The following is a 26,354-nucleotide window of genomic DNA, read 5'->3' as shown; positions in this document are numbered from 1 at the left end:
GAATAAGTGGACTAGTTTTTCTCACTCAATGACCATCCAAATGCAATACTGTTCCAGTTAGAAAACTCATTTGCCAGATGCCATTGATGTCCTGAAATGACGGTTGGCAAAATCAACAAAGGATATTCAACCGTTAATTTTGCCCTAAAACCATTCCCCTCGTTCCGGAATTGATGCCGAACTCCACCAATGGCCAAGCCATGACGTGATCTTGCAACACCTGCGATTTGCAAAGGAAAGTCTGGATCACTATCTGAACGTAAGCTGGATAAGTTTTTGTAGTCGATATAGAAATGGGCTGCTAAAGGTGAGCCTCCATTGGTTTCAATCACTTCCTGAACACCATGCGCCGTTGAAATAAGGTAATGATCAGGCGTTCCAGCCAGCATCGCGTCTTCATTGTTCTGTTTAGTACAGGTTTCAAACCATTCTACAAACTGCTCTGCCCGCGCATTTTCTACAAATATTTCAGTCATACTTAATCGGCGATAGCCAAATGATAAACGTGCAATCAGTTTCGCAACAAAATCTGAAATTCTTAACTCGTTTTTCAGACGTGCTTTAATTCCCTCTTGCCCCAATTCACGCTTTCTTTTAAGCAACAGCTGTCTGAGCACAATTAAATCATTGCTGTTAGAACTCAGTCCCAGTTTTTTTAATACGAGACGGGCCCGTCGCTTTTCCCATTGAAGTATCTCGGCATTTGCTATGTTCTGACCGTTTATATAAACCTGAATGTTAGAATACATTGAAGAATCACCCTTTATATCACCCACTAAAGCAACTATAGTTGCTTTAGTGGGTGATATAAAGCAGTATATGCAGTTTTGGATGAATGGTCAGATGCTAAATACAGAATCAGAAGTCAAAAAACAAAGACGTCCCGGCGGACGTGCTGAAAAAATAGTGACAGCAATACATCAGGCAACTTATCAATTACTGCTAACAACAGATTATGAAAATATTGAAATACCAGAAATTGCAAAACTGGCACAGGTCAACAAAACCACGATTTATCGCCGTTGGCCGTCTAAAATTGAACTTATTCTGGATGTAGTATCCACAAGAATCAAAGCAGATGTGGTGTTACCCGATACAGGCGATACGCTTCAAGATCTCTGCCTGTTTTTAAAAAATATTGTGAGCAGCCTGTCTGGCCCCTTTATCCTCAACCTTCTAAAAGCAAGCTTAGGCTCTGATGAACAGGTGCAAACCGCAAGGAAACATTTTTGGGAAGAGCGTTTCTTGTTAGCAAACCCCCTGATTGACCGAGCCATTCAACGCGGTGAATTGTCTGCTTCAACACAGGTTCGTGATTTTTTTGAGCTCGCCGCCGCACCTATATTTTATCGGGTTTTCATTACTGGAGATGCCATATCAGATCAGGATATTGCTTTTTTTGCCCAAAGAGCGCTTTCTTATTATCATCCTTGATGGACACTACCTGACAGATTTACAGGACAGAAATATTATAAGCATTTAAAAACATTCATTTTTGATCATATAGAATGGTTGGACTATTTAACTTTTTAACTCATACAATGAGCATGTATACAATCGGTTCAAATTATCTCGGTTTCAGACTATAATTTCACACCTCTCTGGTATCTTGCCTATTGTTCTAAAATTATGAGTAAACATGATTCATCGCTTTCTAAAGATCAGTACAACCTGCTGAAAGCCTTTAAAAAGCAAATCTCTCATCCTCAATCCAGCGCGATTGCCAAGCAAGCCGAGTCAAAAAAGGCTCAAGCTGCTGAAGAATTGGAAGATACAGAACTGTTTAAAAAAGCCCTGCTTGGGGTCAAACCCATCGACAATAACAATATTGCCGATACCAAAGTGACGCGTAGCAAAAAAGTTGATGCCCAGACACTGGCAAAACGTGCTGCAGCAGAAGGTGGTGCCGAGCAAGAGCTAACCGAAATTTCAGATACCCAGGCGATCTTGAACCCGGTTGCAAGTCAGGCTGCCTTGAGCTATCGCATTGCCACCTTGCAACATAAAGTCTTTGAAGACTTAAAAGCCGGTAAAATTCGCTGGTTTGAAGCAGTGGATTTGCATGGTTGTACCGTTGAACAGGCGCGTGCAGCGGTTTTGCAAATTATCCAGATGGCCAAAGATGAAAACCAGAATGTCATCAAGATTGTGCATGGTAAAGGCCCGGAAGCGATTTTAAAAACCTATGTGAATGGCTGGCTGAGACAACACCGTGATGTATTGGCATTTGTCAGTGCCCCTGAAAATCAGGGTGGCACCGGTGCTGTGCTGGTGTTGCTCAAACGCGCTGAAAAAAACCCGAAATATAAGCAATAATCGGCATTTATATCAAAATTAAGATTTTTAATCGTTTTCTGATACAATTGCCGTTTTTGTTCAACCTACCTAAGTGAACATTGTTATGTCTATGCAGCAATCGTACGCAAATATCTTAACTGCCGTTGGTGAAGATCTAAATCGCCCGGGCTTACAAGATACCCCGATGCGTGCGGCGAAAGCTTTTTCTTTTTTAACTTCCGGTTATAGCAAAACCCTTGAGGAAGTTACGAATAGCGCACTCTTCCCTTCCGATAACCACGAGATGGTATTGGTTAAAAACATCGAATTCTATTCGCTTTGCGAACATCACTTATTGCCATTTTATGGTCGCGTGCATATCGCCTATTTACCTGAAGGACAGGTACTGGGCCTGTCAAAATTTGCTCGCATTACCGAGATGTTTGCGCGCCGCTTGCAGGTTCAGGAAAACCTGACCCAGCAGATTGCTGAAGCTGTTGCCCAGGTCACCCAGGCGCGTGGTGTTGCTGTGGTGATTGACTCTGCACATATGTGTATGATGATGCGTGGTGTGGGCAAGCAAGAATCGACCACACGTACGGTTTCTTTTATTGGTGAATTCAAAACCGATAAAGAGTCCCGTCGTGAATTTTTAAGCGCTGTACCAGAAAGCTATTGATCCAGGTACTGAGATGTCATCGATTCAGCTCGCCGGTTTCGGTCATTTAATACAAAGTGAAGCCAGCATTGATTATCCTCGGCCAGACCGCCTGGTTCAGGGTAATCCTGAACGGCTTACCTATAGCCTGTATGAACATCCGCATATGCAGTGTGGCATCTGGCAGTGTGAAGTCGGTGCATGGAAGATTCAATTTGCTGAAAACAAGCAAGAATTCTTTCAGGTCATTGAAGGCGTTGTGCGCATCCATGATGCCAAAAGCAATGACTTTATTGAAGTGACTGCTGGCCATGCAGGTATTATTCCACCTGCATTTGCCGGAACCTTTGAAGTGGTAGAAGCCGTCAAAAAATATTATGTGATTACAGAGGTCTGATCAGATATTTTTGAAAATGCCTCTGGAAAACTCTGATATTGCGTCATTTCATTCAGGTCAATTTGATACAGTTTAGCGATAATCAAGGCTTCAAAGCGCCATTTTCCAAATAGTGCAATTTGATGAAAAAACTTCTTTGACCAGTATTTGCCTTGTTGCTGGTCCTGCTCGATCTGCTGGACATATCCCCCTAAGGTTGAGGCCTCTACGCTGGTATTCAGGAGCTGATCGAGCTGTTGAAACGGATAGTTGACCGCATAATCGGGACTGATGGTTTCTACCTCAAGGTAAGGATAACTGATCAGATCAATGAAACAGTCGGAAGGATAACCCAGTAACCCGTCAATTATTTTTACAATATCACTTTCATCGCCATAACAGATGGCACAGCACAGCAATAACAAGGCATGCGCATAGTCTGTTGCGAGTTGAATCGGAGTGATACCCGTCGCATGGCCCTGCTGTTGAATCAGAGCAAGTAAATCCGCATAAGCCAACCAGAACGCATAGACAGACAGATAAAGTTCACGGATCTGGCGGGCTGCCAGGCCAAGATCATAGCCGAGACGAATCAGATAGGTCATCTCGAGACAGAAATTTTTAAAATGGATTTCCAGTTCTAATAACTGATAAATATCGCTAGTTTCCGGGCGACACGAATCAAAAAACAAATACTCATTCTGTTTATATTCAATGATTTGCTCTTTGATACTGTTCCAGTGATCAAAAGACCCGGGATACGATACTCTCCAGTTCTGTGCATCGGAAACAACACCGTTTAGCTCCTCAAGCAGCTGGTGTAGTTTTTCAAATTCATGAGCTTGATCAATATGATACATGATTAAAAAAACCGTACATAAGCTAGACCTAGCTTATTCCAGTCCTGATGATCCTGCTGCTCAAAATCCCAATTCAAACGTACAGCATGACTGGTACTCAGGCTATATTGTAGCTGGGTAGCAACTCTTAAATTCCATTGACTTAAATCTTGCCAGTACGGCAACTCTACCTGTACCACGCTGTTAATTTTGTCTGACCATTGATTCATACAGCCAACCGTTGGCCCGACACCAACGCGCCAGCCTTTATCCAGCGCTTTGCCACCTTGAATATGACTTTGCAGCTGACCATAGCAAATATGTTGACGGTCATAATCTGCCAGACTATAGCCAGCTTGCATGTTCAGGTTCATCACGCCATGTTGTTTATCTTCGCTAAACTGTCCGTTTTCAATGGCTTCCTGTTTCCAGCCCAGATTAAATCCCCAGCTGAAGGGCGATTTAAAAGGTTGAATCGGATTATATGAATTGACCGATAATACATCCAGATGCTCAAGTTTAAGCTTGTCATCACGATATTGCAGGCTGCCATCCAGAAACAGTAATTGTGTGCCGGTACGGTAACCGCCTTGAGGATCAATCAGATCATGGTAGGCCTGACGATGGCCTAGCTCAACAAAACTCTGGCCTTGTACTTCACCCACATTGACTGAAATATTACGTGCATGATGCCCTTCGACCGGCTGTTTCTGTGGTCGGGTCGGTTCCTGACGTTGTTTATCCACCGGAATCTGACTACGCTCAGCAAGGAGCTGGCGCAGTTGTGGTTGGGCAAAATCAGTATCAACTTTACGGCTAATAAATTGCAGGTATAAATCGTCATAGGCCATCTCAAGAATTTTGGCCTGCTCAGACTGACTGTAATTTTTGAGAATTGGCTGTGTCTGTTCGACCTCGTTAAAGGCGACTTTATGTGCAACTTTTGCCAAAGCTGTGCCATGCTGTTTGGCTTGAGCAAGTAACTGGGATTCCAGTGCAGGCCGGTATACCACCTCTTTGACCAGATTTTGCCGATCAACCGCTTTTAAGGTTTCAATCGGAATCGCAGCATAACTGAACTGCTGTTTCAGGTTTAAATGTGGCCGCACCAGATCAATCAAGCCAAGTAGACGGTAGGCGCAGTTATCGCTGACAAAATAGTAGGGAAAACTGACGTGCTGCATTTCCCAGATATGCTCCACCAGAAAGCGGGTTTCTTCCGGTGTCAGATTGAGTTCGTACTCCCACAAATCACGGCTCTCAAAATCACCATATTCCTTGACCTTGCGGTAATACGGCATTAATGAATATTCACCGGGATACTGTCCGGTTAAGCCTTTCCATGCATAAGACCAGTTGTCTTCACCTTTTACGGTAGCCGCATAATTGACTGCGTATGACACCAGATTCAGCTGCTTCTGGTCTTTCGGATCAAGGCGTAACAAGGTGTGCCCAAACATGGAACTCGGATTGCCCATAAAATCTGTGGCATAAATCAGCGTGGCTTTATAAGGCTTGATCTGATTAATCCAGTCTGCAAACTCAGGACAACTGACTGTGGGAAGCTGTTGGGGGGCAATTTGAAGCTGCTGCATTAACCAGCGGCTGCGTGCAGGAAATTTGCACCGGATTGACTGGTTATCGGCAGCCCCAACAAATAAGGCCTTAATGTCTGCCTGTAATTCATGTTTTAGATTCGTTTTTCCATCTTCTGCGTAGAAATATCCGCTATAGGTCACTTCACTGTGTTGTTGCTGATCGGCATACAGCAGGCGTTGCCATGTGATGTGCCGGTCTAATTGTTTTTGTTGAGCAAGGTCTAAATATTTGTCTGCATCGGATTCAACCGTAGCATGGGCAAAATGGCACAGCAAAGACGCTATTGCAAAAGTAATTAATTTCATTCAGCAGCAAATATTTTTAGGTATGAAAAATCAAGTATAAGAAAACCCTGCCATCAAGACAGGGTTTTATCAGACAGTAAATTAAACGTATGCTTTCAGCACGGCGTCTTTTGCCATCACACTTTGCAAAGCATCTAACACCTGAAGCGAGTTCGTATTTTTACTTGAATAAATTTGCGCAAAATTGGCTTTAGAAACAGCAAAGAAACGTGCTTTATCGCTGGCCTTGATCTGCATCAATTCAGCCAGTACATTTAGGCTTTCGCCCTGACCCACTGCCATATCACGCGCCAAAGACTCTGCATTTTCATTGGTAAATGTCACGACCTGTGCCGTAACCGTACCACCCTGACGGCAGCCTAAAGTACCAAACGTAATACCGAGTAGCTGGTTGGTAAAGATACCATTGGTCGTTGCAGCCAGAATTTTTGGTGCAACACCTTTTTTACCCGCCCAAACTTGTGTACCCACACCACAGCCCACATCATTATCTGCCATTGCTACCGTCGAGCCAGCAGCCAATAATGCAGCGAATGCAATTTTTTTTAACATAGGAATGATCTCCAGTATCAATTATTTTTTTAACGCTTTGTTATCACTATTGTGTTGTGTAATTCTGCTTACACAGAAATTAAAATAACCAGCTTGGCCTGTTTTAGCAATTAAATTTTGCAATATATCTGAAATATTCATATAAGGGGCAAGCGCCCCTCAACCCGCTGGCTTAATTTAACCGCCATGCGCCATGTTTATCGCGCGTTCCCAAAATCTTTAATACCAGCACCAGACTGAGTAATAATAACAGATACCAGGACCCGAGCTTGCCCCACCCCACCATATGCCAGGCATCGACCTGACTTGGATAAAGCCAGATTTTATAAAAGGTGCTGATATTTTCAGCAACCCAGATCAAAAAAGCCAATAGCAACAACACAGGCAACATCGGCACCTTAAAGCGATGCTGCTGCAATTGAAAATGCAGTCTGGTGTTCCAGAAAATCAGCACACTCCAGACAAATAAAGCGATCCGGATATCCGGAATGAAAAACTTGGTCATAAAGTTTAAATACGATAACACCGCCAGACACAACATGCTGCTAAAACGTGGCAGAGCTTCGAATGAAACCTGATACAAGCGTAAAGAACGGGCAAAAAAACTCCCCACAGCCGAATACATAAAACCTGCAAACAAGGGTACAGTCCACAATTTAAATACGGCAGGTTGCGGATATTGCCAGGAAGCAATTGCCGGATGGGTCAAAAAGATCTCCATCCCCATTGCCATGATGTGAAACAAGGCAATCACCTTTGCCTCGGCCCATGATTCCAGCTTTAAATAGATCAGGCATACCTGAATGATCAATGCATAAAACAGCAAGTAGTCATAGCGGAAGAAGCCTCCATATTCGTGGCTTCCCATCGGTGCAGTGACTGCAAAGGCAATCAGCAACAATAACCCAAATAAGGCAGCCGAAGCTGCCTTAGTAATAAAACTGAGTGGTAATACAATCAACTGCACGAAACTGATCCTGGCGTGTTTAAGATTGAAGTGTCTGTTCAATATCAGCCTAAATATTTCGCGCTGTATTCATGTACGGTGTCCACAAAAATCTTCGGCTGTGCCGGATCAACCCACTGGGTAATCCCATGCCCCAGGTTGGCAATATAACCAGTTTTTTCACCATTGGCATAAGCATCATCCAGCATGGCTTTGACCGATTTCTCAATTGAAGCGGCTGAACCATAAAGTACCGCCGGGTCCAGATTACCTTGCAAGGCCGCCCGACCTGCCATGACTTCACGTGCGGTATATAGCGGTGTGGTCCAGTCCAGACCGAATGCATCTGCACCTGTAGTCAGCATATTTTCCAGCCACTGCCCGCCACCTTTGGTAAACACAATCACCGGAATACGGCGGCCGTCTTTTTCCCGTTGCAGCCCAGCAATGATTTTGGTCATATAGTTCAGGGAAAACTCAACATATTCTCTATGCGCCAGTGCACCGCCCCAACTGTCAAAAATCTGGATCGCCTGAGCACCTGCATCAATCTGGGCATTGAGGTAATCAATCACTGAATCTGCAAGATGATTCAGTAAAGCATGCAAAACTTCTGGCTGCGCATACATCATCTGCTTGGTAAAACGGAACTCTTTACTTGAACCACCTTCAATCATATAGGTAGCCAGTGTCCAGGGACTGCCCGAAAAACCGATTAATGGCACCTGACCGCCCAAAGCAGAACGAATGGTCGAAACTGCATTCATGACATAGGCCAGATCGGACTTGGCATTGAGTTTAAGCAGATTGGCAACGTCCTGTTCGGTACGTACCGTTTTATGGAACTTCGGACCTTCACCGGTTTCAAAGTACAGTCCTAACCCCAGAGCATCGGGAACCGTTAAGATATCTGAAAACAGAATTGCCGCATCGAGTTCATAACGACGCAAGGGCTGTAAAGTTACTTCACAGGCAAATTCGGTATTCTTGCACAAAGAAAGGAAATCACCAGCCTGAGCGCGTGTTTCCCGATATTCTGGTAAATAACGCCCTGCCTGACGCATCATCCATACCGGTGTAGTGTCTACAGGTTCACGTAACAAAGCTCGTAAAAAACGATCATTTTTCAACGTTGTCATTAACCATCTCTAAATCTTTTCATATAACGCGCATGATAACAAAGTTAGGCTGGAATTTATAATTTGAAATCCATACAAACTTCCTGACTTAAAATAAATTTTCGCTTTGACACAAAACTGCTACTGCAAGCAGGCTCATTTTCTGTAATACTTGCAATATCTTATATCTCAATATGAATAATTCATAAGGTTGAATTACATGTTTGTTCGCTCATTACTCGCTATGAGTTTAAGTTGTATTCTTGCTAATGTTGCTTTTGCTGCTCCAACAACTGAGCAACCATTAAATCCAAAAAAAATCGCAGGCTCAGTACAAGATCCAATTGATCCTCTGGCGATTGAGCGCCCTGCATCAGCTGTTGCGGCACAACCCGCATCTGGCGTGGCTGCCCAGGCTGCATCTGAACCTCAGGTTGATACCGGTGCTGCTTCTGCTGTATCGCAAAAACTAGAAAACACCCCGGATTCAAGCAAAACAGCAGCCCCAGCAGCTAAAATTTCATGGACACTGGACAGCATGAATAATGCTGAATGGCCTGCAGATTTGCCAAAAGGACAGCTTCCTGCCTACGCGCGTGCCCATGTGATGCTGAACAATTCACATGCTTCTCCTGGGGCAATTGACGGTTCAAATGGTAAAAATACCCTCAAAGCCATTGCATCATTCCAGCAGATGAATGGTATTACTCCAACAGGCCAGCTCAACAAAGAAACCTGGGATGCGCTGGTTGCCAAACAGACCAAACCAGCCTATGTCGAATACACCACGACGGATGCTGACTTTAAAGGGCCGTATGCCGATTCAATTCCGTCAGACTACGCCCTGCAAGCAAAAATGAAAGGCTTGTATTACACCCGTGTCACAGAAATGCTGGGTGAAAAGTTCCATATGGACGAAGCTTTCCTGAAAAAGCTTAATCCGACTGCTACCTTTAAAAAGCCGGGTGAAAAAATTATTGTTGCCAATGTCCGCAATGATTTACCTGAAGACATCCACCTGATTGTGGCACATAAAGGTGCACGTCAGCTGTATTTGTTTAACAGCCGTAACCAGATGATTGCATCATTCCCGGCAACCATCGGTAGTTCGGACACCCCTTCACCAACAGGTACATATAAAGTCGTCGGTGTTGCCCGCAACCCGTACTACAGCTATTCGCCATCAAACTTTGTACAAGGCAAAAACCTGAAGCCACTTACTTTACCACCAGGCCCGAATGCCCCAGTGGGTAATATCTGGATCGGTTTGAGCAAAAAATCATTTGGTATTCACGGTACACCAAACCCGTCTTTAATTTCCAAGACTGCATCGCATGGCTGTATCCGTCTGACCAACTGGGATGCCAATGATCTGGGCGGTAAAGTCCGTTCAGGCGTGACGGTCAAATTCCTTGAATAATCTTCAGGATTGACCCATCCAGCCAAACCGGATATCAGTTTGATATCCGGTTTTTTTATTCTCCAGACATTGTTTCTTCACTGGTCAATGGCTGATAGTAGATCTGGTTACGGCCAAGCTGCTTGGCACGGTATAAGGCTTTATCGGCAGTATGAATCAGCTTTTCCTGACGAATCGCCGGATTGCCATTAAACACCGTAATACCCAGACTGATGGTGACATAGCGTGAAACCAGCGACTTCTGGTGTGGAATCATTAAACGGTCAATGGCCCGATATATATTGGTTGCAACCGCATAAGCTCCCTGAGCCGGTGTTTCAGGCAGTAATACCACAAACTCTTCGCCACCATAGCGCGCCACAAAATCCATATGCCGGATCGCACTCTTTATGGTTTTTGCAATTTCGGAAATGACCTGATCTCCCATCTGGTGACCATAAAAATCATTATAGTTTTTAAAATAATCGATATCGATAAACAGTACCGATAAGGCCTTCCTGTCTTTACAGGCCTGCTCATAATAATGACTGAACATTTCTTCAAAGGTACGCCGATTGGATACATTGGTCAGCTCATCATGCTGGCTTAAATGCAGCAATTCGGAAGCCTGAATTCTTAAAATCTGCTCATCAATTTCTGAAATCTTTGACTTGATAAATATTTTTCGTTCTTTGGAGGTCAGCATGACACTAATTGAGAACCCCAGAAGCAGGCTTCCGATCAGCGTTCTGCCAATCATTAACACATCGCCGGGAATATTCAATATATATAAAAACAGCAGAATGGTCGCCGCCGCAAAAGCACCAATCCACAACATATGGACAGGCCGAATGCCACTCAGGATAAAACCCAGCATATACAGGAAAGCAACCAGCACCATGGCCTGATTCTGCAAGACCAGGTTAGAGACACTCATCATTAATAATGAGCTCAATACGATCGTTAAAAAAACAATACTGCAGACGGCAGGATAAAAGATGGAACCAGCCTGTTTAAAACGGGAAACGGCCCAAAACAGGAAAAGTGCCATGCCCACCACAATCAGGCTGAGAATACTGTAAACAAAGTCCAGCACGAAATTGTCGCTGTTGCGAATGACAATAAAGTTGGAGGGTAAGATCAACAGCACAAAAATAGTATAGGTAATCACCCCCTGTCCAAAAAACTGGATGGCATTACTTCGTGTCCGGTCAATGTTAAACCGCCAGAATTCATTTTCGAGTTGCCGGGGTAACATCTGATGGGCATTTTTGGACTGGACATGCTGGGCAACAAGTTGCTCTAGATCTTCTTTCGACCGCCGTAATTGATCAAGATCATACTGGTTATCCATCCCGACTACTCTTTTTACAATGCACTATTCTTGTGCCGCATAAAAATAACACAATTTCTCATTTTGTCATGCGCTTTGCTTAACCACTTATCCGTAATTCTAGTTACCATTTTCACACTTTATGCATTATTATTTGTATTATTTTTAAGTTTGAAGTAGACCTTGAATACTCTTACACTTTTACAACCCGATGATTGGCACGCACACCTGCGTGATGGTTTAGCTTTAAAACGTACTGTTCCTGATCTGGCCAAGCAGTTTGCACGCGCAATTTGTATGCCGAATCTGGTTCCACCGGTTAAAACGGTTGAAGAAGCTTTAGCGTACCGTGAGCGTATTCTTGCCCATGTTCCTGAAGGCCTTAACTTTGACCCGCGCATGGTACTTTATTTTACTGACCATACCTCGCCAGATGAAGTCCGTAAAATCAAGGAATCCGAGTCGGTCAATGCCATTAAACTCTACCCCGCCGGTGCAACGACCAATTCGGACAATGGCGTAAGCGATATCCGCAAGGTATATGGCGTTATTGAAAAGCTTGAGGAATATCAGGTACCTTTATTGCTACACGGTGAAGTCACCCACAATCATGTGGATATTTTTGATCGTGAAAAAAGGTTCCTGGACGAAGTACTTGCACCGTTACTCCGCCAGTTCCCTCAATTAAAAGTCGTGTTAGAACATATTACAACAAGTGATGCGGCCAATTTTGTGCTTGAGCAAGACCGTAACGTTGCAGCGACCATTACCCCTCAACATTTACTGTTTAACCGTAATGACATGCTGGTTGGCGGCGTCAAGCCTCATTTCTACTGCTTACCGATCTTGAAACGTCAAACCCATCAGACGACATTGCTGGAAGTCGCCACCAGCGGTAACCCAAAATTCTTCCTTGGTACAGATAGCGCCCCACATGCGCAAAATGCCAAAGAAAATGCTTGTGGATGTGCAGGCTGCTATAGTGCACCAAATGCTATCGAGCTTTATGCACAGGCATTTGACCAGGTAGGCAAACTTGACCGTCTGGAAGGCTTTGCGAGTATGTTTGGTGCTGACTTCTATGGTTTACCGCGTAATACGTCAACCATCACGTTGATCAAGGAAGAGCATACCGTTGCCGACTCTTTTGATTATCTTGAAGATCAAAAAATCATTCCACTTCATGCTGGCAAGACCCTGCAATGGAGAAAAGTGTGACACAAGAAGAAAACAAAGCTCCTGTGATTGGCCAGCGTTTTCGTGGATTTTTACCTGTTGTGGTTGATGTTGAAACCGCGGGTTTTAATTCACAAACCGATGCCTTGCTTGAAATTGCCTGCATTCCAATTGTCTATGATGAGCATGGCCAATTCGTGCCGGGGCCGGCATTTCAGGCCCATATCAATCCGTTTGAAGGAGCCAATCTGGATCGCCGCTCTCTGGATTTTATCGGGATTGATCCATTCAATCCAATGCGTATCGCTATGGCTGAAGATGAACGTACTGCTTTACGCCGTATTTTCAAATCTTTAAATGAAGTTCGCAAGGCCCAGCAATGTACCCATGCGGTCTTGGTGGGACATAATGCACACTTTGATCTAGGTTTCCTGCAAGCAGCCATTGCACGCTCTGGTACCAAAAACCAGAACCCGTTCCATAGCTTTTCGGTATTCGATACTGTTACGTTGAGTGCGGTGATGTTTGGACAAACCGTATTGGCACGTGCCTGTATTCAGGCTGGAATCGAGTTTGATGGTAAAGAAGCGCACTCTGCGTTATACGATACCCAGAAGACAGCAGAACTGTTTTGCTATATTTTGAACAAACTGTCTCCTCACCTTCTTGACACTTTGGTGACAGAGCCCTAATATACACCCACCTCAAGAAGTCCCTATCGTCTAGAGGCCTAGGACATCGCCCTTTCACGGCGGTAACCGGGGTTCGAATCCCCGTAGGGACGCCAAATTCAAAAAAGCCACTGCATCATTCAGACAGTGGCTTTTTTTATTTAATCAAAATCTAGCCTATAACAATTACCAGCCTTTTTGTTGTTTTGTTTCGGTTTCAAAAACAAAGGCTTCGGCAACAAATGCCGTTTTCTCCGGATTTTCAGTTTCAATTGTGGTAGCCTCCACAACACTTATCCCAAAATCTTGCTTAATCTGCTCTATATCAGGTGTTCTTGCATAACGGATGATCCGATGCCCAGCCTCAACAATTAAACTGTCTCTATGCGCATCCTTATCTTCTTTTCCCCGATGGGATGAATCATCAAGCTCAACAACAGCCACAATATTAAACTGCTTATCTAACACCACAAAATCAGCAACCTTCCGGTTAAACAAATTTCGAGTCGCATAACCCTGAGCTGTCATGAATGCACTAAATGCAACCTGAGCCAAAATAATATGTTCTGGCAAGGCTTCCCTTAACCTTAGAAAGGTTGGTTGTTCATTCATGGTTAGCACACGTTTACCCTTAATCGGACTACGCATACTTGCTTTTTTTGCTTTATTTGTATTGCCTAAAACCAAAATTATAATTGTAAAGACAATAATTAAAATAATGATCCAAATCATAAATATCCCCCTCATACAGGAAATATTCTAAATGAAAAAATCAAGCGAACAAAAGAACTTAATCCAGCAGTGTTTAAACCATAATTAAAATAAAAAGGGCTCCGCAGAGCCCTAAAATCATTATGCAGACTTCCGTGAATTGACCCGGCCTTTGACTACAGCCTTGATATTGCCTTTGGCATAATTCAGGAATACCAATAAAGGAGACAGTTTCGGGTTTGGCTTTTTGCCCAGGCCAATGGCCTTGAATTGTGCTGCATACCAGATAATTTCCATGATTGCCATTTTATCGACAAAGGGAATGCCGGTTTTAATCGGTTTGACGGCATAACGTACATCATGACCTGCAATTAAACGCGCCGGCAAATCCGGTTCAACAGCCAAAGGCCTTGCAATCCCGATAAAATCACATGCCCCACTTGCCAATGCTGCATTCATTCCGGCAACGGTACGAAAGCCACCAGTCACCATCAGTTTGCATGACACATGCTCACGGATCTTTTCGGCAAACTCTAAAAAGTATGCTTCACGGGCGATGGTGCTGGCCTTCCTTTTTTCAGCTTTCACACCTGCCATCGCAGGTGCCTCATAAGTTCCGCCCGAAATTTCAATAATATCAACACCGGCTGCATCAATGGCTTTAAATACAGTAATCACATCTTCTTCGGTAATTCCCCCACGCTGGAAATCAGCCGAATTCAATTTAACCGAAATGATGAAATCTTCAGAGGTTGCCGCACGCACGGCCCGATAGATTTCCAGCAAGAAACGCATCCGGTTCTCGATTGAACCGCCCCACTGGTCAGTACGCTTATTGGTCAAAGGCGATAAAAACTGGCTGATCAGATAACCGTGTGCTCCATGAAACTGCACCCCTTCAAAACCTGCCTTTTCACAGACCGCAGCGGCGGTCGCAAAACGCTGGACAATATCCAGAATTTCTTCATGCGTCAGTTCACGCGGAGTACCAAACATGGTTGCCAGTACCGGACTAAAAGGGACTGCTGAAGGAGCGACTGTTTCCTTATTTAAACCTTTTGGGCATTGGCGTCCCGGATGTGATAACTGGATCAACTGCACCATGCCATATTTTTTGCCGACAGCGGCCCATTGTTTTAACTTTTCCAGATCACGTTCAGTTTCGATTGCAACTACACCCGGTTCATTCTTGGCTTCAATATTGACCATGACATTGCCGGTAACGGCACATCCCAGACCGCCTTTTGCCCAGGCTTCATATAAGCCAATCAGCACATCATTCGGCTGCCCTGCATCATTGGCAAGCGCTTCACTCATTGCCCCTTTGATAATGCGATTCTTAAATGTGGTATTGCGTATCTGGATACTGTCTGCAATCTGACTCATGATCATCCTCTGTCCCGATTAGAGCGTTTACTCTAATTTAATCCGATTAATATTGGTGTCAATAGCTATTCCGACAAATTGACAATACCACATGTCAGTTTATTTACAATATCAGGAAGTGCTGCCCGGCTACCCGCTGGCAGCAATGAGCTGACGGGTATATTCAGTCTGGGGCTGAGCAAATAAAGTGACAGTGGACTGATATTCCACAACTTTTCCATGATGCATCACCAACACTTTTTGACACAGGGCCTTTATGACTTGCAAGTCATGACTAATGAACACATAACTGATCTGCTCTTGCTGTTGTAAACGCCGTAATAACTGAATGATGGCAAGCTGGGTAGACCGATCCAGGGCCGAAGTGGGTTCATCCAGAATAATCAGTTTTGGTTGCACCACCAACGCCCGTGCCAGCGCTACCCGTTGCCGTTGTCCGCCTGAAAGCTGATGCGGGTATTTGTGCTTATCCTCAGCAGCCAACTCGACCTTGAGCAAGACTTCGGTAATTCTTGCAGCCCGCTGTTGCCGGGATATCGTGTGTAATCCGAGTGCTTCGGCAAGACTCTGCTCGACGGTCATCCGTGGATTTAAACTGCTGAACGGGTCCTGAAAAACAATTTGCAACTCACTGCGAACCGGTCGAAGCTGTTTCTGATTCAGCCGGTTCAGGTCTTGAGTCTGAAAAATGATTTCGCCCTGACTGGCAATCAAGCGGGCAATCGCCAAGGCAATCGAGGACTTGCCTGAACCACTTTCCCCGACAATGCCCAGCGCCTCACCTTGCATGAGCCGGCAGCTGATGGATTCAGCGGCAATCTGATAAGACTGTACCCGATTCAATAAACCCCGTTTTAATGGATATGTTACTGTGACCTGTTTAAGTTCAAGTACAGGCTTGGTCGCTTGTAAGGTCAAAGCTTGCCCAAAATCATGATTTAATAAATTTTGTGTATAGGCACTCTGAGGTTGCGTAAAAATTTCAGCACTGCTTCCCTGCTCTTCGATCTGCCCCTGATTCAGTACGACCACATGATCTGCATATTGCTTCACCAGATGCAGGTCGTGACTGATTAAGATCATCGCCATCTGCCGTTGTTGCTGTATTTTTTTGAGCAAACTCACCACCTGTGCCTGTAACACGACATCCAGAGCTGTCGTGGGTTCGTCAGCAATCAGAATATCTGGCTCTAACGCCAGAGCCATGGCAATCATCACACGCTGACGTTGACCGCCCGACAGCTCATGGGGGTAGCATTTTAAAATCTGTTCTGCTTCAGTCAGGCCCACCTCATGTAACAGGTTGAGCGTGTGTTGCGCTACCCTCGCTTTTGCATGTCCCTGTAAAAGCAGGCTTTCCCTGATCATTTTTTCCACGGTATGCAAAGGGTTCAATGCAGTCATCGGTTCCTGAAAAATCATGGCAATTTTTTTGCCACGTATGTGCTGCAATTGTGTCTGGCTGAGCCCTAGTAAATCCTGACCCTGAAATTGCACAGCCCCGGACACGCTCAATGCCGTAGGCAATAAACCCAGCAGTGCCAGTACAGTAATAGATTTACCCGAACCGCTCTCCCCGACCATGGCAACGGTCTGTGCCGGATAAACCACAAAACTTACCTGTTCAAGCAGCGTTTTAGCTCCGCTACAAATACTGAGCTGCTGTACGTTAAGCAGAGGTTGAAACCGAGATAGTTTAGCTTCTTGGGTCAAAAGCATCTCGTGCCGCCTCCCCGATATAAATCAGTAAAGACAAAACAATTGCCAGGCTAAAAAACCCCGACAACACCAGCCACGGCGCATCCAGATTATTTTTGCCCTGCAATAGCAGCTCACCAAGTGAAGCTGCATCGGCTGGAAGGCCATAGCCCAGAAAATCCAGGGCAGTCAAGGCAATAATATTTGCAGTCAGCATAAACGGAATCTGTGACAGGCTGGAGCTCATGGCATTGGGTAATATATGCTTAACGATAATCTTGTGATGGCTCACGCCCAGAGCCTGTGCTGCCCGAACATAATCCAGATTGCGGGCACGTAGAAATTCGGCCCGTACCAGCCCGACCAGTTCCGTCCAGCCAAATAGCAACATGATCACAAACAGCCAGTACACACTCGGACTAAACATACTGACCAGAATCATCACGATAAACAGCATGGGTAATCCTCCCCATACTTCCAGGACTCTCTGTCCGATCAGGTCTACCCAGCCTCCATAATAGCCCTGTATAGCCCCGACCATTATGCCTATTCCTGCTGAGCAACATGTAAGCACAAATCCGAATAATAAAGATATCCGCAATCCATACAGGATTCGGGCAAATACATCACGCCCCTGATCATCGGTACCCAGCCAGTTCTGCGCACTCGGTGCAGAAGGTACAGGGACCGCAAGCGACAGATTAGGCGTCTGATAGGAAAAAGCCACAGGTGGAGAAATCATCCAGCCATGCGCCTGTATCAGCTGTTTTACAACCGGGTCCTGATAGTCGGCCGCAGTTTCAAATGCTCCACCAAAGGTGGTTTCCGGATAATCCTTTAGCACTGGAAAATAAAAGGACTGCTCATAACGGACCAGCAACGGTTTATCGTTGGCGATCAGCTCGGCCAGCAAGGACAGCACAAAAATGATCAGAAACAGGATCAGACAGCCAAAGCCGAGTTTATTTTGCCGGAAACGCCCGAATCGTGCACGCATCAAAGGTGACATCATTAACGACCTCTTGACTCAAAATCAATGCGAGGATCAATGGCCTGATAAAGCAAGTCACCGATCAGGCGTAAAATCATGCCGAATAAGGTAAATAAAAACAGGGTACCAAAAATAACCGGATAATCCCGCTGGGTAATCGCCTCGAAACCTAATAGGCCAATCCCATCCAGATTAAAAATAATCTCGATAAACAGGTTTCCGACAAAGAAAATCCCCACCAGCGTTTCAGGCAAGGCTGCCACCACAATCAGAATCGCGTTACGAAATACATGTCCATACAGGACCTGGTGCTCACTTAACCCCTTGGCCCGGGCTGTTAATACATAAGGCTTGTTCAGCTCTTCTACAAAGGCATATTTGGTGAGATAGCTACGAGCTGCAAAGCTGCCCAGCAGCATGCTCAGAATCGGCAAACACATATGCCACAGATAGTCCTTGATTTTTGCCAACAAACTCAACTGGCTAAAATTTTCAGAGACCAGCCCCTGCAAAGGAAACCATTGCAGATAGCTCCCCCCGGCAAAAAAAACGACTAATAAGATAGCAAAAACAAACGATGGAATGGCATAACTTACTGCCAGCAGTAATGATGTGGATTGATCAAACAGCAAGCCATTACTTTTGGCTTTTTTAATCCCCAATGGAATGGCAATCAGGTAGATCAGGAAAGTACTCCACAACCCTAAAGACAGGGTCACAGGCATTTTTTCGTATAATAGCTGGGTAACAGGCTTATCCTTAAAAAAACTGCTGCCAAAATCCAGACGTGCATATCCTTTCAGCATTAACCAGAACCGCTCTGTAGCGGGGCGGTCAAAACCGTACTGGGCTTTGATTGTTTCAATCATTTCGGGGCTTAACCCCCGTGCCCCCTGATATTGGGCCAGATTTGCCAGATTCGACTGACCACTTGCGCCAGTTCCCAGACCTTGTGCAGTCTGAATTTGCTGGATGGCCTGTTCAACCGGCCCGCCAGGCGCAATTTGCACAATCAAGAAATTGATCAATAAAATAAAAAATAGTGTCGGGATCATCAACAACATTCTTTTGAGAATATAGTGAACCATTGAAATCGAACCCTTATTCATTCATTTACTAAGTTTTTATGAAATCGAACATGAGATAAAATACACGGAAACACCATCCAGAACCTGAGCAAGCCAAAGCGACTAAAGCTTTGGTGAAGCGCAAGGCAACAACCTGCGTAGTCTATACTCAAGCATAGCTTTCGCCTTGCGGTACGGCAAAGATAATAAATCTTTGCTATTCGCACCTCAGGTTTTGTAGTGAGCGACGTTTATGGCGGCGCCAGAACTCTTGCTTTCGTAGCATCGCTTCTTATTGGGCGAAACCAAAGTCACTCCAGCAAAAAGCTTGGCCTAAAATCAAGATAACAACCCGGTTTGGCTCTGTCATATTAATCTAACAACTTCATCAAATGCCAGACAAAACCATTCTAATTAATGCTTTTGTATAGACTGTCCCTGTTTCTTGGCCTTATCTGCATCCACCCACCAATATTCCCATCCCACAGAAAGCTTTGGCTTCACTGACGGTTGCTGATAGATATCCCAATAAGCAAACCAGCGTTCAGGTTTGCCATAGGTCAAAATCTGGTAATAACCGGCACGTAACAATCGATCGAGGATACGGCTATACAGCACCACCTCTTCACGGGTTCTGGCCCTGACAATTTTTGTAATCATCTGGTCAATGACAGGATGTTTAATCCCTGAATAGTTATAGTTGCCTGCTTCATCTGCAGCAGCACTTCCCCAGAACTGGGCCTGTTCTTTACCCGGTGTTAAGGTCTGCGGCAATTTTAATACCATCATGTCAAAATCCTGACGGCGAATCCGCTCCATATACTGCGGCACATCTACCTGTCTAAGATTGACCTGAATCCCGAGTCTTTTCAGATTACGTACAAAAGGCATCAGCTCACGCTGCGGATTTTCCTGCTGCATCAACAGCTCAATTTGAACCGCTTTGCCAGTATGGTCATATAATTTGCCATCACGAATAACATAGCCGGCATCTTTTAAAATCTTTTGCGCGATCAGTAAATTGCGGCGATTAAAACCACTGCCATCAGAAACCGGATAATGCCAGTCAGCCATTACCCCCTGTCGCATGACCGGATTGAGTTGTGCCAGATAAGGCTGCAGTATCTTCAGCTCCGCCGCACCGGGCCGTCCTGTGGCAGCCAGATCGGTATTATCAAAGTAACTCTGCAAACGACGGTTTTGATTAAAAAACAGGGCCTTATTTTGCCATTCAAAATCATAGGCATAGGTGAGAGCCTGACGCAGATAAATATCATTTAAAGGCGCGCGACGGATATTAAACACCAGGCTCTGGATATCAAGCGGCGTACCTAAACGGGCCTTGTACTTTTTGACCTGCCCTGACTGGACTGCGGGAAAGTTATAGGATGTCATCCAGTTACGGATATTTTTTTCTTCATATAAGTTAAATTGCCGCGCTTTAAAACCTTCAAAACTGACTTCCAAATTACGATAGTAAACGTATTTGAGCCGGTCAAAATTATAACGTCCTTGATTGACAGGCAGGTGTTTGGCCCAATAATCCGGACTACGCTTATAGGTAATACTGCGCCCGGCATCAATATGCTCCACCACATAAGGCCCGGAGCCTACAATCGGCTGTAGTGTTACGCGGCTAAAATCTTTATTTTTCCAGTCCTGTCTGGAATAGATCGGTAAACTTGCCACAATCAGGGGCATTTCGACATTATTTTTAGATTTGAAAATAAATTTAACCTGATGTCTGGACAGCACTTCTGTTCTTGCCAGATCAGATAAATACATTTGAAAGCCCAGATTGGCTTTGCTTTGGTAGGTATCAAAGGTAAATTTGACGTCGTCTGCCGTTAACGGCAACCCATTGTTAAAACGGGCCTTGGGGTTTAAGTGAAAGGTTACTGCCTGTAGATGGTCTGGATCATAACTGACCTTTTCAGCCAGCAAGGGGTACATGACCCGTGGCTCATCAAGCGAACGATCCATCAGGCTGTCAAACAGGTAGTTGACACCTTCAGTCGAACTGCCCTTGCCATTCATGCTGTTTAAATTATCAAAGGTGCCCAGACTGGACTGGCTCAACATCCCGCCTTTTGGTGCATTAGGATTGGCATACGGCATGGCCTTGAACTGGGCGTATTTAGGCTGCACATGCATGGCCAAATACGCTGTGGTTTGCATGGCTGCAAAAGAAACCGGAGCAAAAAGGCTTAGTCCATAAAACAGACTAAGCCTTTTTGTACAAAGCAATGCATGCATGCCGAATTACAGATTAGGAACTTTAATCACATCACCAATACGTAACTGGGTACTCGGTGTCAAGTCATTCATTTCTGCCAAAGCGTTGGTTTCCATGCCATAACGACTTGCCAGTCCAATCAGGGTATCACCACGTTTCACCGTGTATTGGGCAATGGTTTTAGGAACCAGAATACTCTGTCCACGTTGTAAACTGGTATTGGCTTTCAGATTATTCAAATCTGCCAGTTCACGGCCAGACATATTAAAACGGCTGGCAAGACTATTCAGTGATTCACCTGCCTTGACCGTATATTTTTCCGTATTTCTGCCCGCAGCCTTAGGTGTCGGCTTGGCTGTATCGGTACTTGCGGTCTCTGCTTTTGGCAGCTCTCCGGTCAGTTTCAGCTTTTGACCAATACGGACATTACTGGTGCGGGTCAGACCATTTAAAGCGGCGATATAGTCCAGCTGTAAATTATAACGGTTTGCGATATTTCCCAAAGAATCACCCGACTTTACGGTATATACATCCGGGGTAGTATTTTCTTTTGGTTTGGCATTATTGCTGACAGCGGTTTTGGCAGGTACATCACCTGTAAGTTTTAAACGCTGGCCGACACGGACACCTGCCGTGCGCTCCAAACCATTCAGGTCTGCCAGATAGCTCAACTGCAGGTTATACTTGGCTGCAATCGCATTCAGGCTATCTCCCGACTGAACCACATACTGATCCGGCACGGTTGCACCAGCCGGGATTTTCAGGCTTTGTCCCAAACGCACGCCACTATTTGTCTTTAGGTTATTCAGCTCAGCCAGTTCACTTAACGTAATTTTTGACTTGGTCGCAATGCTTGATAAGGTATCGCCACGTTGCACAGTATAGTTTTCGGTTTTATAACTGGTCGAAGCACTGACATTTTCATATTTAACCGTATTTTTAGCAGGCTCAGCAGCTTCTTCGGTCTGAGAAACCTCATGCAACGGTACATTGATTTTTTGCCCGACAAACAGACTGCTGCCCGCAGTTAACCCCGAAGTCAAAGCAGCCAGTTCCTGATTCGACAATGCATAACGGTCAGCAATCAGTTTCAGATATTCACCGCGTTTAACCGTATAGGATTTTGTCGCAACCTTGGCGGTTACAGGCGCTTTGGTGTCATTGTTACGGCTTGTTTGCGCCGGCGCACGTGAACTATTTTTAGGCTCGATCAAGGTTAGTTTTTGCCCAACAAACAAACCGTCCGTGACAGACAGGTTGTTATAATCGGCAAGCTGTTTCAGGCTTAAGTCAAAACGTGCAGCCAGATTAGTCAGGCTATCCCCCGATTGCACCACATAGCTGTCAGGTTTTTCAGCAGCTTTTGGTGCCTCGGGCTGAGGCTTGGCATCATATAAATATAGGCTTGCCCCCACAAACAGGGTTCCATTCGGATCAATCTGGTTCCACTGCGCGATATCACGCCAGTTCACACCATTTTTCTGGGCAATGATGGCCAGCGTATCACCTGGCTGCACCACATAGGTACTACGTTTGCCTTTAGGTGCAGTGACGACCACATCAGTATCTGTCTTGATATACGGTTTGCCCTGATTGCGCTTGGCCTCTTCACTGTTGGCAGTTGCCGAGTCTTCCACCAGATTCTTCGGATAAGCAAATCCTTTACTGACTTCCTGCCCTTTCTCGTCTGCAACCGACTGACTGGTTTGAATGGCAGTCAGTTTGATCTTGCCATCAAACGGATCAATAATTTCGGTTCCTTTCGGCGCAATGGCCTTGATTTCTGCGACAACCTGATCCCGCTCAGCCTGGGTAGCCTGTGGTTCCAGCACTTGGGCAACAGTTTCCTTTTTGCCTTCTTCCTTGATGGCAGCAGTGATTTGCTCACGCTCTTTCATTGAAATTGGCGGTTCTGTTTTTACAGGCTTGATATTTGCCGCAGGTGTAATCGCGACCGGAATTCGGGGTGCACTTGGAACATCTGCTGCTGCCGCGAAAGAAGCCAGGGCATCAGAACCGCGGGGCGTATTGATCTTGGAGGTGGTCGTAGCTGAACCTGTTACCCGCGTGGTATTACTTGCCGTCAGGTTCGGTGGCGTACTGGTAGAAGGACGGGTTGTCTGTCCACTACTGGTTGTGGTACGAATGGTCGTTGAGCTACTCAAAGGATTGGTGGCCATTGGTGGTGGCGTTTTACTGCTTGCCCAGAACCCACCAGAGCTTGCTTTACCCGAACGCAACTTGGCATCAATTGAAGGGCTCAGATCGGCCGGAATCAAAATCCGCATCGGGCTCATTGGATCGACCATTTCCCCACGATATCCCGGGTTCAAGGCATACAGTTCTGCGCGGCTTAAACCGGTAATGGCAGCAATCTGGTTTAACTCGAGTGGTGCAGACAGGCTGACTTCACGGAAGTGCGGACGGTTTGCAATTGGCGGTAAACTCACCCCATAGGCACCCGGATTTTTAATAATCTGCGCCACAGCCAAGAAACGCGGTACATAGTTCATGGTTTCTTGCGGAAGCTTTAATGACCAGTAATCGGTTGGCAAACCAGCAGCGCGGTTACGGTTGATCGCCTGCTGGATACGCCCCGGGCCTGCGTTATAAGCAGCAAGTGCAAGCTCCCAAGAACCAAACTGGTTATACAGGCTGCCAAAAAACTCGTAGGCGGCACGGGTTGACTCAACCACATCACGGCGACCATCATACAGGCTGGTTTGCTGTAAACCATAAATACGGCCCGTACTCGGGATAAACTGCCACAAACCCGCAGCAGCTGCACTACTGGTGGCTGCCGGGTCATACGAACTTTCAATAATCGGAAGTAAAGCCAGCTCGGTCGGCATACCGCGACGTTCTGCTTCTTTTACGGTGTGATATAAATAACGACTGGCACGGGCACTTAAACGGTCCAGATAAGGTTGACGTGAAATAAACCAGCTACGTTGCGCTTCAATACGCGAATCCCAGTGGTTCAGGTCCATCTTGAAACCGACTGTCATACGTTTCCACACGTCACCATGTTTTAAAACCAGCAAACGGTCTCCTTCCACTGCACGCATATCGGTTGCAGACAGCAGGTCTTCCAGAGAATCCAGACTGCTGGCATCCAGATAGCCAGAACCCACCTGTTTAGAAGATGAAGCCTTGCTTGATTGAGGTGTTGATGAACAACCCGTGGTAATTCCCAACGCGGCGAGAGCAGAAGTGAGTACAGTAATTTTGAATAATGATGTTGCAGATGCTTGCCACACCAATGTGCCCGATTTATACATAAAAACTTCCAGTCAACTCACGCTAGTTTTACTTTAGATTTGCCATTGTATTAAAGCATGTCGCTTAGACAAGGTAATAATTTAACGTGATTTGCATGGAAATGTTACAAGAAATTAAAAAAGATGAGTTTTGTAACGTTCAAAAACAGAATTTGGCTTTACAATACACCTGAGCGCATGAGGATGCTAAAATTCCCGCTTGACCAGAACCCGGCAAAACGCCCCGGTTCCGGTTAAATGAGTTAAGGCTCAATTGAATTATTGGCAATCTGTTGCAGATTGCAAATACATATATTTTCACGCTGTTTATTATTTATTGTTCAGGTTCAGATATGTCACAAACAATCACGCTTTACGTTGATGGCGCATGCAAGGGAAACCCGGGTCTCGGTGGTTGGGGTGCGTATGTCATTACCGAACAGGGTGAACACAAACTTTGTGGCGGAGAGCCGGAAACAACCAATAACCGGATGGAACTTCAGGCCGCCATCGAAGGTATTTCTTTTTGCCCGGTAGATGCCCAGCTCATTATCTGGACTGACTCCAATTACGTAAAACAAGGCATTACTGAATGGATTCATGGCTGGAAAAAGAAAAACTGGAAAGATGTTAAAAATCCGGACTTGTGGCAAAAGCTGGATGCCGTCTGTGCCAACCGCAAGATTGAGTGGAACTGGATTAAGGGCCATGCCGGCCACGAAGGTAATGAAATGGCAGATCAGTTGGCAAATTTAGGCGCCGAACAAACTGCCCAGCAATTAAAAAAACCATCTCAGGCTAACGCTGATATAAAAAAGCCTGAAGCTGACTGGCTCTTGAATGATCCTTTCGGCCTGGACCTGGATACAGATGTGGATGATGCTGAAATAATGGAAGAAATAGAAGCTGATGCACCAGAAGAAACCGAAACGGTGCAGGAAACAGTACAACCGGTCATTAGCAATCAGCACCCGCAGATCGTGATGACCGAGGCAAAATTAAAACTGCAAGGCCCGCGTCAGCTCATTCTGGATACCGAAACGACAGGCTTTTACTATCAGGATGGTGACCGGATTATTGAAGTTGGCGCCATCGAGATGATCAACCGCAAACTGACCGGCAGCTCCATCCATATCTATATCAATCCTGAAAAACCTGTAGGTGACTCGGTCAATGTCCACGGTATTACCGATGAGTTTTTACAGGACAAACCCAAATACGCAGAAATTGCCGATACCCTGTTTGCCTACTTGAAAGGCGCAGAAATCATTGCGCATAACGCAACCTTCGATATGAACTTCCTGGACATGGAGTTCCAGCGGGTCGGCTTGCCTCAGCTGTCGGAAGTCTGTGAAGTTACCGATACGCTGGCACTGGCCAAAAATAAACATCCGGGACAAAAAAACTCACTGGATGCGCTGGTACGCCGTTATGAAATTCCGGCACGGGATCGTACTTTCCACGGCGCATTACTCGATGCGGAAATTCTGGCAGATGTTTATCTGGCCATGACCGGTGGACAGGTTTCATTTGATATGGATGCCCTTTCCCAGGCTGAACAGAAACAGAATAAAACCACCCGTCAACGTATCGAGGTTGAACTACCCGTCATTGAACCTTCAGAACATGAACTTAACCAACATGAGACCTGGGTCAAACAATTTGAGCAAAAACATGGAGAGCCTTGCCTTTTCGCAAAATAAATTTACCGCTCAATGTAATTTTTTGTATTTCAAGTTTAAAAACTTACGTTATA

At 45.3% G+C, this 26,354-nt stretch carries 22 protein-coding genes and 1 tRNA gene; 9 read left to right on the top strand and 14 right to left on the bottom strand.

What is annotated here, in order from left to right:
- Positions 1 to 11 precede the first annotated feature (11 nt).
- A complete protein-coding gene (locus tag OC23_RS01375) occupies positions 12 to 749 on the bottom strand; it encodes a hypothetical protein (RefSeq protein ID WP_052209125.1) in 738 nt (245 codons plus the stop codon).
- 82 nt (positions 750 to 831) lie between these two features.
- Here OC23_RS01375 and OC23_RS01370 point away from each other — a divergent pair, with 82 nt between their 5' ends.
- From OC23_RS01370 to OC23_RS01355, 4 genes are all read left to right on the top strand, one after another.
- A complete protein-coding gene (locus tag OC23_RS01370) occupies positions 832 to 1,434 on the top strand; it encodes a TetR/AcrR family transcriptional regulator (protein WP_038342224.1) in 603 nt (200 codons plus the stop codon).
- Between the two features lie 195 nt (positions 1,435 to 1,629).
- Positions 1,630 to 2,316: a Smr/MutS family protein gene (locus OC23_RS01365; RefSeq protein WP_038342223.1), complete on the top strand. Its 687-nt coding sequence runs from the start codon at positions 1,630 to 1,632 to the stop codon at positions 2,314 to 2,316.
- 91 nt (positions 2,317 to 2,407) lie between these two features.
- A complete protein-coding gene (gene folE / locus OC23_RS01360) occupies positions 2,408 to 2,956 on the top strand; it encodes a GTP cyclohydrolase I FolE (protein WP_171194729.1) in 549 nt (182 codons plus the stop codon).
- Positions 2,957 to 2,969: 13 nt separating this feature from the next.
- Complete coding sequence (locus OC23_RS01355) at positions 2,970 to 3,332, top strand: cupin domain-containing protein (RefSeq protein WP_038342221.1); 363 nt, start codon at positions 2,970 to 2,972, stop codon at positions 3,330 to 3,332.
- On the opposite strand, the gene OC23_RS01350 is transcribed toward OC23_RS01355, so the two are convergent.
- The 5 genes from OC23_RS01350 to hemE form a co-directional block, all read right to left on the bottom strand.
- Positions 3,311 to 4,171, bottom strand: a complete 861-nt coding sequence (locus OC23_RS01350) for a PoNe immunity protein domain-containing protein (RefSeq protein WP_038342220.1) — start codon at positions 4,169 to 4,171, stop codon at positions 3,311 to 3,313. The two genes, OC23_RS01355 and OC23_RS01350, sit on opposite strands and share 22 nt — an antisense overlap.
- 2 nt (positions 4,172 to 4,173) lie before the next feature.
- On the bottom strand, positions 4,174 to 6,054 hold the full coding sequence (locus OC23_RS01345) for a DUF4105 domain-containing protein (RefSeq protein WP_038342219.1): 1,881 nt from the start codon (positions 6,052 to 6,054) through the stop codon (positions 4,174 to 4,176).
- A gap of 81 nt (positions 6,055 to 6,135) precedes the next feature.
- Positions 6,136 to 6,606: a DUF3015 family protein gene (locus tag OC23_RS01340; RefSeq protein WP_038342218.1), complete on the bottom strand. Its 471-nt coding sequence runs from the start codon at positions 6,604 to 6,606 to the stop codon at positions 6,136 to 6,138.
- Positions 6,607 to 6,778: 172 nt separating this feature from the next.
- Positions 6,779 to 7,573, bottom strand: a complete 795-nt coding sequence (locus tag OC23_RS01335) for a DUF817 family protein (protein ID WP_038342217.1) — start codon at positions 7,571 to 7,573, stop codon at positions 6,779 to 6,781.
- 44 nt (positions 7,574 to 7,617) lie between these two features.
- The gene (gene hemE, locus OC23_RS01330; protein WP_038342216.1) at positions 7,618 to 8,691 is read right to left on the bottom strand and encodes a uroporphyrinogen decarboxylase; all 1,074 of its coding nucleotides are present in this window, start codon (positions 8,689 to 8,691) and stop codon (positions 7,618 to 7,620) included.
- A 199-nt stretch (positions 8,692 to 8,890) separates the two neighbouring features.
- On the opposite strand from hemE, the gene OC23_RS01325 reads away from it, so the two are divergent.
- Positions 8,891 to 10,090 (top strand): L,D-transpeptidase family protein, encoded by a 1,200-nt coding sequence (locus OC23_RS01325; RefSeq protein WP_038342215.1) that lies wholly within the window; start codon positions 8,891 to 8,893, stop codon positions 10,088 to 10,090.
- Between the two features lie 55 nt (positions 10,091 to 10,145).
- On the opposite strand, the gene OC23_RS01320 is transcribed toward OC23_RS01325, so the two are convergent.
- On the bottom strand, positions 10,146 to 11,423 hold the full coding sequence (locus OC23_RS01320; protein WP_038342214.1) for a diguanylate cyclase: 1,278 nt from the start codon (positions 11,421 to 11,423) through the stop codon (positions 10,146 to 10,148).
- A 162-nt stretch (positions 11,424 to 11,585) separates the two neighbouring features.
- Between OC23_RS01320 and pyrC the strand changes: the two genes are divergently transcribed.
- The 3 genes from pyrC (at position 11,586) to OC23_RS01305 (ending at position 13,365) form a co-directional block, all read left to right on the top strand.
- Positions 11,586 to 12,620 carry a dihydroorotase gene (gene pyrC, locus OC23_RS01315; RefSeq protein ID WP_038342213.1) on the top strand — a complete coding sequence of 345 codons (1,035 nt, stop codon included), beginning with the start codon at positions 11,586 to 11,588 and terminating at the stop codon, positions 12,618 to 12,620.
- Positions 12,605 to 13,270 (top strand): ribonuclease T, encoded by a 666-nt coding sequence (gene rnt / locus OC23_RS01310; RefSeq protein ID WP_038342212.1) that lies wholly within the window; start codon positions 12,605 to 12,607, stop codon positions 13,268 to 13,270. Before pyrC ends, rnt begins: the two co-directional genes overlap by 16 nt.
- A gap of 19 nt (positions 13,271 to 13,289) precedes the next feature.
- Positions 13,290 to 13,365: transfer RNA gene (locus OC23_RS01305), tRNA-Glu, on the top strand.
- Between the two features lie 70 nt (positions 13,366 to 13,435).
- Here the strand turns inward: OC23_RS01305 and OC23_RS01300 are convergent.
- From OC23_RS01300 to OC23_RS01270, 7 genes are all read right to left on the bottom strand, one after another.
- Entirely contained in the window at positions 13,436 to 13,981 is a 546-nt protein-coding gene (locus tag OC23_RS01300) for a DUF2726 domain-containing protein (RefSeq protein ID WP_038342211.1), read from the bottom strand.
- Positions 13,982 to 14,101: 120 nt separating this feature from the next.
- Entirely contained in the window at positions 14,102 to 15,346 is a 1,245-nt protein-coding gene (locus OC23_RS01295; protein WP_038342210.1) for an NADH:flavin oxidoreductase/NADH oxidase family protein, read from the bottom strand.
- Between the two features lie 129 nt (positions 15,347 to 15,475).
- Entirely contained in the window at positions 15,476 to 17,065 is a 1,590-nt protein-coding gene (locus tag OC23_RS01290) for an ABC transporter ATP-binding protein (protein WP_038342209.1), read from the bottom strand.
- Complete coding sequence (locus OC23_RS01285) at positions 17,043 to 18,053, bottom strand: ABC transporter permease (protein WP_038342577.1); 1,011 nt, start codon at positions 18,051 to 18,053, stop codon at positions 17,043 to 17,045. The genes OC23_RS01290 and OC23_RS01285 overlap by 23 nt, the downstream gene beginning before the upstream one ends.
- A gap of 2 nt (positions 18,054 to 18,055) precedes the next feature.
- The gene (yejB, locus tag OC23_RS01280; protein WP_038342208.1) at positions 18,056 to 19,123 is read right to left on the bottom strand and encodes a microcin C ABC transporter permease YejB; all 1,068 of its coding nucleotides are present in this window, start codon (positions 19,121 to 19,123) and stop codon (positions 18,056 to 18,058) included.
- 393 nt (positions 19,124 to 19,516) lie between these two features.
- Positions 19,517 to 21,358 carry an extracellular solute-binding protein gene (locus tag OC23_RS01275; RefSeq protein WP_038342207.1) on the bottom strand — a complete coding sequence of 614 codons (1,842 nt, stop codon included), beginning with the start codon at positions 21,356 to 21,358 and terminating at the stop codon, positions 19,517 to 19,519.
- Between the two features lie 6 nt (positions 21,359 to 21,364).
- Positions 21,365 to 24,619: a LysM peptidoglycan-binding domain-containing protein gene (locus OC23_RS01270; protein ID WP_038342206.1), complete on the bottom strand. Its 3,255-nt coding sequence runs from the start codon at positions 24,617 to 24,619 to the stop codon at positions 21,365 to 21,367.
- Between the two features lie 332 nt (positions 24,620 to 24,951).
- Between OC23_RS01270 and dnaQ the strand changes: the two genes are divergently transcribed.
- On the top strand, positions 24,952 to 26,301 hold the full coding sequence (dnaQ, locus tag OC23_RS01265) for a DNA polymerase III subunit epsilon (RefSeq protein ID WP_038342576.1): 1,350 nt from the start codon (positions 24,952 to 24,954) through the stop codon (positions 26,299 to 26,301).
- The last annotated feature ends 53 nt before the right edge of the window (positions 26,302 to 26,354 follow it).

Source organism: Acinetobacter sp. A47 (assembly GCF_000805455.1).
GTDB lineage: Bacteria > Pseudomonadota > Gammaproteobacteria > Pseudomonadales > Moraxellaceae > Acinetobacter.
The sequence above is the reverse complement of the archived record's forward strand: the minus strand, read 5'-3'. Positions and strand labels throughout refer to the sequence as shown.